We start from the raw sequence: 8,355 nt of genomic DNA, 5'->3' as shown, positions 1-8,355 counted from the left end.
GGGCCGGGCCTCGCCCGCCAAAAACCCCCCCCCAACGCCGGTGGGCCGGCACCATATGGTGCCGGCCCTCCGGCGTTCGTGGGCGATTTGTCGTTATTGCTGTGTCCAGCCGGGTGGTACGACACCGTGCTGCGGCTGGTTCTGCTGCGGATCCTGCGACGGCGGTGCGGACTGCTGCTGCCAACCCTGGCCCGGCCCCGGCTGCTGCCAGTCCTGGCCCGGCTGGGGGGTACCGCCGGGCGGGGCGTAGGGCTGCTGGGACGGGGGCACGAATCCCTGCTGAGGCTGTCCCTGCGGGGGCGCGAATCCCTGCTGGAGCTGCTGGAGCTGCTGGTGCGGCAGGTTCGGGTTGCCGAAGCCCTGTTGCGTACGGGCGATGTCCTCGGCGACGAGGGCGGCGAGATCGAAGTAGGCATCGCGTGTCTTAGGACGCATCATGTCGAGGTCCACCTCGGCGCCTGCCGCGAGGTGCTCGTCGAAGGGGACCACGACGACACCGCGGCAGCGGGTCTCGAAGTGCGCGACGATGTCCTCCACCTTGATCATCTTGCCCGTCTCGCGAACACCGGAGATCACGGTGACCGACCGCTGGACGAGATCGGCGAACCCGTTCGCCGACAGCCAGTCGAGCGTGGTCGAGGCGCTGCTCGCGCCGTCCACCGAGGGGGTGGAAATGATGATCAGCTGGTCGGCGAGGTCGAGGACCCCGCGCATCGCGCTGTACAGCAGGCCGGTCCCCGAGTCCGTGAGGATGATCGGGTACTGCCTGCCCAGCACGTCGAGCGCGGCTCGGTAGTCCTGGTCGTTGAAGGTGGTGGAAACCGCCGGGTCCACGTCGTTGGCGATGATCTCGAGCCCCGACGGCGCCTGCGAGGTGAAGCGGCGGATGTCCATGTAGCTGTTCAGCTGCGGGATCGCCTGCACCAGGTCGCGGATGGTGGCACCTGTCTCGCGCCGGACCCGTCGACCGAGGGTGCCGGCGTCCGGGTTGGCGTCGATCGCCAGGATCTTGTCCTGACGTTCGGTGGCGAGCGTGGCGCCGAGCGCCATGGTCGTCGTGGTCTTGCCGACACCGCCCTTGAGACTGATCACCGCGATCCGGTAGCAGGACATGACCGGCGTACGGATCAGCTCCAGCTTCCGCTGCCGCTCCGCCTCTTCCTTCTTGGCGCCGAACTTGAAGCGGGACGGGCCCGTGTTGTTCTTGCGCGCCTTGGGCTGATGGCGCAGCAGCCGGTCGGAAGTGAGCTCCACGGCGGCGTTGTAGCCGAGCGGGGTGCCGGGTGCGGCCTGCTGCTGGGGGGCACCGGGCCCGCCGGGCTGAGGACCGGCCGGAGCGGTCCAGCCCTGGTTGTCGTAGGCGGTGGGCGGGACAGCGGGATGCTGCTGGGGCTGGGGCTGGGGCTGGGGCTGGGGCTGGGGCTGGGGCTGGGCAGGCGGCTGCTGCGGGGGAGCCGGCTGGTGGAGCAGCTGCTGCTGGGGCTGGACAGCCTGCGGGTAGCCGTAACCCGCTTGCTGAGGTGGGTAACCGTAGCCGGCGTGCCCGGGCTGGGGCGCCTGCTGCGGGTAGCCGTAACCGGCGAGCTGCGGCTGTCCGTGATAGGGCTGCGCGGGGTGAGGGGCCTGCCGCGGGTCGACCGGTACAGGCTGTCCGCCCTGCGCCGCCGGGTATCCCGGGTGCGGCTGCTGTCCCGGGTGACCGGGCTGCTGGGCCGGGCCGAACGAGCCCTGCGGAGGGAACTCATGTCCGGGCTGTCCGGGCTGAGGCTGGGCAGGAGGCTGAGGGTAGCCATATCCGGCGGGCTGCCCGGCTGCGGTCTGCGGGCCGACGGCCGGGGCCTGCTGGTACGGCTGCCCTGCCTGTTGCGGTGCTCCCTGGACGGGCTGTGCGGGCACGAACCCCTGCGGCAGCGGCGGGAGTCCCTGCCCGGCTTGGGACGGCGTGGGGACCTGCTCGGCGGGCTGCGGCTGCTGTTCCGGTGCCGCGGACGCGGGAGCGGCAGGCACGGCCTCGGGAGCGGCAGTCACCGGCTCTGCACCCGTCTCTGCCCCGGCTTCCGCCGTCGTCGGCGCGGTTTCGGATTCAGTCTGTGCGACGGAGTCCGCGTCGGACCGGACGTCCGCTGACTCGTCGCCCTGCGTGCTCGGCACGGACCCGGCGGAGTCACCCGGCTCCGCCTCGCTGCTCCGCTCCTCCTCCGGTTCCCCGTCGTCATCGGCACCGCCGAACAGCCGCGCCGCCTCGGCATCGGCGGCAGGGTCGACCACGACTTCCGGCTGCCCGGCTTCCGGCTGTGAGGGCATCGGCTGTGCGGGGGCGGGCTGTTCGGGCGCGGCGGGGACACCCGCCGCCGGGGTGGCGGGCTGGGACGGACCGCCCTGGGGCCCCTCGTCGGCCGGACGCAGCACGGGGAAGCCGGGCGCGGCGGGGGGCGGGGCGGACGTGTGCTGCTGGGGAGCTCCGTAACCACCCGGCGTGTCCTGGCCCGGCTGTGGCGCACCGGTTCCGGTTCCCGACTGCTGGGGGTAGCCGTATCCGCCGGGCGCGGGAGCGGTGCCCGGCGCCGTGGGCTGCGGAAATCCGTAGCTACCCGTGGCAGTACCCTGCTGGTTCGCGTCGGGTGTGCCCTGGGGCCGGGCGGGCTGCGTGGGTTGCGCGGGCTGAGGCAAGGGCTGCGCGGATTGCTGCGGTACGCCCTGGGTGTGCGGCTGCGGCTGCGCCGGTGCGGGAGCGTGCGGTGCGGGACCGCCGGGCGGCCCAGTGGGCGAGCCGATGGGCGGTCCGGTCGGGGGCGGCGGCGATGCGGATCCGGCGTCCTGCTGTCCACCGGCCGCGGAGCCACCGGTGCTTTGGGCGTACCAGGCGGGAGGCGTGTAGACGATTTCGAACTCGCCGGTGAGATCCACCTCGTGATCGTCCCCGTCCGAGGAAGGGCTGCCGCCGTTGTACTCGGACCGATCCCTGTTCACTGCTTGCCTCCTGGTCAGCCACTGCTGCTGAGCTGGTCGTCGTCGCGGCCGGGCGGACCGAGTGGCGAGTCCTACGCGACTGCGATCGTCACCGCACCCTCAGAAGCCTAATCACTCGCCTGGCGGGACGGAAAAGCCCCCACAGCGCGGACGGAAAGACCCGACGGGTGGTCGGCCGGCACCGCTCCCGGAGACGACGGCACGTCAGTCCATACGGCGCGCCGCGCCGAGCAGGCCCGTCTCCGCATCGGTGGGTTCGGTCATGACGAACTTGTGGTGCTTGCGGGTGCACCACAAGGCGACACCGTCGTGAAGGGTCGGCAGGTGCTGGAGATGCTCTTCCGGGATGCCCAGCGTGTCGCGTACGACCTCGGTCTCGTAGGGCGAGATGCGTTGGATCCCGACCAGATGGGCCTGGGCCAGCCAGCGCGGCGCGTGCTCGCTGACGAACGGCAGCACCGTCACCACGGCCTGCCACGGCACGGAGGTCACCCGCCCGCGCGGCGGACGGATGCCGCAGTCCCGGAACAACACCACCGGACTGGAGACGGAGGGCCCCTGCGCGGGCACCCGCCCCACCGGATAGACCGTCACGCACTGCTGGCCACCGCCCGCCGTCTGGGCCAACTGCTGCCAGGCCTGCGGACGACCGGTTTCGACCCCCACGCGCGCTCCTGTCGCGGCGGCGCGCAACGCCAGCACCTGGGCGAGCCACAGACCCCCCACGAGGACGATATCGAAGGCGGTCGGACGGGACAGGCCGAGCACGGCCGGCTGTGATTCCGGGTCGGTGCCGATGATCACACCGTCGTCACCGATCGGCATGCTGATCGCCGCGAGCTCGTCGGTAGTGACGACATGGCGGTTCCGGCGCGGCCCGCGCAGCCCGAAACCCGGGCTGAAGATGCGGCGTTGCTGCTGTGGCGCCTGCGGTTGCCGGACGACGGGAATCATGCCCGTGTCAGTGGGCGAGGCCACATGCGCGGGCGTGCGCCCCGAGGCGGCCCGACCCTGCTGTCCCGGGGGCATGGTCGAGGCGGGATGGGACATCAGTACGTACCTCCGAGCGGCAGAGTGGCGAGAGCACCGGGAACCTGCTCCCGGTCGAGGCGGACCAGACCGACCTTCGCGGCACTCGCGGCTCGCTCCAACTCGCGGCCAACCTCGGCTAGTTCGCTGTCACCACGGGCGGTGACGCGGATGTGTCCGGACAGGGAGACACCCCGGTTGCCAGCCTTGCTCAGAGTCATGCTGAACGTCGTGGCGAGCACCGGAAGCGAAGTGAACCGCGTGACCAGTTCGGGCAGCGCCACACCGCCGTTCCCCAGCTGAGGCCAGCGGGAGACCCAGTACGTCGTGTGCCACCGGTCGTCGACCCGCCAGCTCCGCGCCGACTCGACCGTACGCCGCTGGGACGAGCGCCCGTCCTGGGCGTGCTGCGCGTTGGCCCGCGGGTTCAGGCAGCTGGACGTCGCCAGCGCCTGCACCAGCTCGTTCTCGTCCAGGATGGTTGCCTTGAAGCCGGCCCCGGCCAGTCGGCTCACCAGTTGGTCCGCCACCCGCAGCAGCGCGCGCTGCGCCCCGGGAACGCCATCTCCGCGGGTCTGGACCGCCTCCGGGCACAGTTCCGGGTCGAGCTTGAGGGCGACCCAGGTGAGCCGAAGCGCGGGGGAACCGGCCTGCGCCTGGAGGGGGCCGTACGACCGCGCGGCGACGGATTGCGGGGGCAGATGAGGTGCGGGCGCCGGCTGGGTGTGCTGCACGACCTGCGCGGAGGCGAGACGGATCCCGTCGACCTCCAGGGCGTCCTGGATCAGTCGGAGCGGTAGCTGCCGACCGACGGAGCCAGGGCGCAGCGGCTGGTCTCCCGGCTGAACGAAGAGCACGGCGGTCAGGAAGGTCCCGTCGCCGATCATGCCGATCGAGCGGTCGTCACGGGAGACGAAGCTGTACGTCCGCAGGGCAGGGTCGCACTCCACGGCAGGCGCCAGCATCGGGTCCGTCCCGGGCGGGACGGGCGACTTGGCCTCGCGCCGGCGGCGCCTCAGCGCGCGCGCCGTCTCGTACCACTCGGGCAGCGGGCGGCTGCCCCGGCGCAAGACCGCCAGGAGCAGTAGCAGGGCCGCCACGACACCAGCCGGAGCCAGCAGCCAGGACACGTCGGCGGCCCAGGCGACCAGCATGACCGCCGCCGCGAGCTCCACCAGGATGAGCTGCTGCAGCCGCACCGGGCCCAGACCGCCGGGACGGGGCAGCGTGCGCGGCGACGCGGCGGCGGGGGCGGACGGAGCGGCCGACGTGCGTCTGCCGCTCGGATCCCCCTGTTGCTGCTGTGCGCGGCGTCCGCGCCGAGTGCTCGTAGCGCTGGTCATCCCCCGGGACATCCCTTTCGCGAAGTAGTGGCCGTTCGCCGTGCGGGATCGTCTGTCCGAGATCCCGGCGACGGGCCAGGGGCACCGATGGCCCACATCATCCGTGCGAGTGGCTCACGGTACCCGCTGCGGAACGCGAGGCGACACAGGGGACACCGAAACCCCTGGTGACCAGCCTGTCACGGACCGGCCCCGCATGGTGGAGCGCTGAGGTGAAGCTCTGTGAAGATGCGGGGCCTGCCGCAGACCTGATGGACCACTGTTCCGCGGCGCAGGGCATAGTAGGTGCCTGCGCGGCCGAATCGGCTTTCCGAGCACGATGACCCGAGCACGAGAGAGCCGTGGCCCGCCCACTGAGCAGGGCCGAGCGCTCGGCCATGATCGAGTGCCACGACCACGATCGAGCATCACCACACGATCGAGATCACACAACGGGAGAAACGGGGACCATGGCAACGCGTCGGGATGAACTCGCCGCCTACACGTTCGCTCGCAAGCGCACCGTCGCGGCGTTCCTGGCGCCGTCGCCGGGCGGTTCGGAGGAAGGCGCGCCGCGCCCGGTCCGTACGGTGATGCCCAGCCTGGCGGTCGGTGTCGTCCTGGTGGTGGGCTTCATCGCCTGGGGCGTGATCAAGCCGGCGGCGCCCAAGGGTTGGGACACCCCCGGTGAGCACATCATCGTCGACAGCGACTCCACGACGCGCTACGTCGTCCTGAACGACGCGACGACGAACGGCAAGAAGGTCCCGACGCTCCATCCCGTCCTCAACTACGCCTCCGCCAAGCTCCTTCTGGACAAGGGCAAGGGCAGCGTCATCGAGGTCCCCGGCAAGGAGATCGACAAGAGCGGCATCCCGCACGGCGCGACCCTCGGCATCCCGTACGCCCCGGACCGGCTGCCCTCCAAGGCCGACGCCGAGAAACCGAAGACCTGGGCCGTGTGCGAGCGCCCGGCCCCGGGATCGGAAGGCGCCATCGACCGTGCGGTCTTCGTCTTCGATGCGGAGGACGCCAAGTCGCTCGGCAACACGGGCAAAGTCGATCCCCGCGAGGCCCTGTACGTCGTCGACTCCAGGACCTCCCAGGAGTACCTGGTCGACGGCAAGGGAAACCGCTTCCTGCTGGGCGGTGAGTCAGGCATCGACACCACTACCATGGAGCAGCTGCGCGCCGCCGTCATCGGCACCACGGCCGAGCCGCAGCCGGTGAGCCAGGAATGGCTGCGCACCCTCAACGAAGGCGGGACCATCACCTTCCCGGAGGTCCCGTCCGTCGGCGAGCCGACCTCGGTCCAGGGGCTTCCCGCCGAGGCAGGCACGGTGGGCCGGGTACTCAAAGCACGGGACGCGCAGGGCGAGCAGTACTACGTCGTCCTCAAGGACGAGGTCGCCGCCATCACGCCTTTCGTCGCCGACCTGCTCAAGGCGTCGCCGTCCGCCAAGCTGGCGTACGGGACGGACGGGATCGACGACGTCCAGGTCGACACCCCGGACATCATCGCGGCCAACGGCGGCCCGGCGGACAGCTTCTACGCCGACAAGGGCTGGCCCCAGGCCGTCCCGCGACAGGCCAACCCCGCGGCCACGGCGACCGGTGAGGCCCGTACCACCTCGTGCAGCGTCTACAACGGCACCATCGGCGCGGACAAGAAGCCGCAGCTTGCCGCCTGGGCCGGCAAGGCGTATCCCAAGAGGGTCATCGCCGATTCCCTCAGCGCCTACGTCTCGTCCGGCTCAGGGCTGCTCTTCCAGGAGGTCACCGGCGCGGCCGGGGGCGGTGGCGCGACGTACCTGCTCACGGATACGGGCCTGCGGTACTCGTTGCCGTCGAACAACGACAGCGAGGCGCAGGAAAGCGGCAGTGGTTCGACTTCGTCCTCGTCGGGGGATGGGGCATCGAACGGCTCGCAGGGGCCGAGCGAGACGGACAAGGCACGCACACGGCTGGGTTACGAGGACGTCTCCAACCCTGCAATCGTGCCGCAGTCGTGGGCGACATTCATCCCGAAAGGGCCCACCCTGGACACCGGCAGCGCGGCGCAGCCGCAGAGTCAGTGACGGCGGAGCCGCGAACGGCGTCCGCTGGCGATCGCTCAACGGGCCCATGCTCAGGGGGCCTTGAGAGGAACACGGCCCGCGGGTCACAGGATGATCGCTCAAGTGTGTGAGCCGTGTAACTGATTGGTCGGGCCTGTGGTCGAGGGACAGGCTGACGATAGAGTGTTTGCAGCGCTCAAGCGCGTGAAGCTTCTCCGGGTACCGGTACTGGTTTCCCGGATCAACGACGACATGGGGGAAGGTTCATCATGGCCGGCCAGTTCCGGGTAACAGAGGACGAACTCAGCAAGCTCTCCGGTGACATCAACACCGTGAACGGTCAGCTGCAGGGCGAGATCCGCCGGCTCAACGGAGTGATCGACCAGATCGCCGGCGGCTGGCAGGGCCAGGCGGCGAAGTCCTACCACCAGTTGCAGGAGCGCTGGAACGCGGACGCGAAGAGGATGAGCGACATCCTCAACGACATCAGGGAAGCCGTGGACTCCACGCGGAGCAACTACTCCGCGTCGGAAGAGCAGCAGAACGCCGAGATCAGCAAGATCATGTCCGACTTCGGCTGATCGAACCGCCGGACGTCAGCGGTTCACCCGCTCTTTCCGATATCGACTGATCTCGACCGTTCTCCACCGACTTCCTACGACTCTTCCTGAAAGGGAACGACGATGTCGATCCTCGTCAATTACGCCACCATCACCAACGCCTCCACGGACGTGCGCACGACCGCCGGCCGCATCAAGCAGCAGCTCGACGACCTCGAGGCTGCGGTCAAGCGCGTCGCCAACACCTGGGAAGGTGAGGCGCAGGAGGGTTACCAGCGCAAGCAGCGCGAGTGGGACCAGACCGCCGCAGATCTGCACGCGACCCTGCTGAAGATCGCCTCGGCGCTGCAGAACGCGGCCGAGAACTACCAGGCCACCGAGAAGAGCAACGCCCAGACCTGGGGCTGAGCGCCCGCC

7 protein-coding genes and 1 pseudogene are annotated in these 8,355 nt (G+C 70.4%); 4 read left to right on the top strand and 4 right to left on the bottom strand.

Going from position 1 to position 8,355, the window contains the following annotated elements; genetic code table 11:
- Positions 1–93 precede the first annotated feature (93 nt).
- A complete protein-coding gene (locus tag ABZ340_RS33515) occupies positions 94–1,254 on the bottom strand; it encodes an AAA family ATPase (RefSeq protein WP_358785650.1) in 1,161 nt (386 codons plus the stop codon).
- 126 nt (positions 1,255–1,380) lie between these two features.
- Here ABZ340_RS33515 and ABZ340_RS33510 point away from each other — a divergent pair, with 126 nt between their 5' ends.
- Positions 1,381–2,127, top strand: coding sequence for a hypothetical protein (locus ABZ340_RS33510; protein WP_358785651.1), 747 nt, complete (start codon positions 1,381–1,383; stop codon positions 2,125–2,127).
- 729 nt (positions 2,128–2,856) lie between these two features.
- On the opposite strand, the pseudogene ABZ340_RS33505 reads toward ABZ340_RS33510, so the two are convergent.
- The 3 genes and pseudogenes from ABZ340_RS33505 to eccE form a co-directional block, all read right to left on the bottom strand.
- Positions 2,857–2,970 (bottom strand): annotated as a pseudogene (locus ABZ340_RS33505) (SCO5717 family growth-regulating ATPase); the annotation flags it as partial.
- 204 nt (positions 2,971–3,174) lie between these two features.
- Positions 3,175–4,020 carry a hypothetical protein gene (locus tag ABZ340_RS33500; protein ID WP_358785649.1) on the bottom strand — a complete coding sequence of 282 codons (846 nt, stop codon included), beginning with the start codon at positions 4,018–4,020 and terminating at the stop codon, positions 3,175–3,177.
- Complete coding sequence (gene eccE, locus ABZ340_RS33495) at positions 4,020–5,342, bottom strand: type VII secretion protein EccE (protein ID WP_358785648.1); 1,323 nt, start codon at positions 5,340–5,342, stop codon at positions 4,020–4,022. Before eccE ends, ABZ340_RS33500 begins: the two co-directional genes overlap by 1 nt.
- A gap of 449 nt (positions 5,343–5,791) precedes the next feature.
- On the opposite strand from eccE, the gene eccB reads away from it, so the two are divergent.
- From eccB to ABZ340_RS33480, 3 genes are all read left to right on the top strand, one after another.
- The gene (gene eccB / locus ABZ340_RS33490) at positions 5,792–7,399 is read left to right on the top strand and encodes a type VII secretion protein EccB (RefSeq protein ID WP_358785647.1); all 1,608 of its coding nucleotides are present in this window, start codon (positions 5,792–5,794) and stop codon (positions 7,397–7,399) included.
- Between the two features lie 248 nt (positions 7,400–7,647).
- The gene (locus tag ABZ340_RS33485) at positions 7,648–7,959 is read left to right on the top strand and encodes a WXG100 family type VII secretion target (protein ID WP_358785646.1); all 312 of its coding nucleotides are present in this window, start codon (positions 7,648–7,650) and stop codon (positions 7,957–7,959) included.
- 102 nt (positions 7,960–8,061) lie between these two features.
- Complete coding sequence (locus tag ABZ340_RS33480; RefSeq protein WP_358785645.1) at positions 8,062–8,346, top strand: WXG100 family type VII secretion target; 285 nt, start codon at positions 8,062–8,064, stop codon at positions 8,344–8,346.
- Positions 8,347–8,355: the final 9 nt, after the last annotated feature.

This window comes from Streptomyces sp. NPDC006134 (assembly GCF_040628835.1).
GTDB lineage: Bacteria > Actinomycetota > Actinomycetes > Streptomycetales > Streptomycetaceae > Streptomyces.
Note: the sequence above shows the minus strand (reverse complement) of the source record. Positions and strands in the feature narration are given on the sequence as shown.

Excerpts from the sequence above, each read along its gene's own strand:
- ABZ340_RS33500 (WP_358785649.1), bottom strand. The coding sequence starts at position 4,020 with ATGTCCCATCCCGCCTCGACCATGCCCCCGGGACAGCAGGGTCGGGCC.
- eccB (WP_358785647.1), top strand. The coding sequence starts at position 5,792 with ATGGCAACGCGTCGGGATGAACTCGCCGCCTACACGTTCGCTCGCAAG.
- ABZ340_RS33480 (WP_358785645.1), top strand. The coding sequence starts at position 8,062 with ATGTCGATCCTCGTCAATTACGCCACCATCACCAACGCCTCCACGGAC.
- eccE (WP_358785648.1), bottom strand. The coding sequence starts at position 5,342 with ATGACCAGCGCTACGAGCACTCGGCGCGGACGCCGCGCACAGCAGCAA.
- ABZ340_RS33485 (WP_358785646.1), top strand. The coding sequence starts at position 7,648 with ATGGCCGGCCAGTTCCGGGTAACAGAGGACGAACTCAGCAAGCTCTCC.
- ABZ340_RS33510 (WP_358785651.1), top strand. The coding sequence starts at position 1,381 with ATGCTGCTGGGGCTGGGGCTGGGGCTGGGGCTGGGGCTGGGGCTGGGG.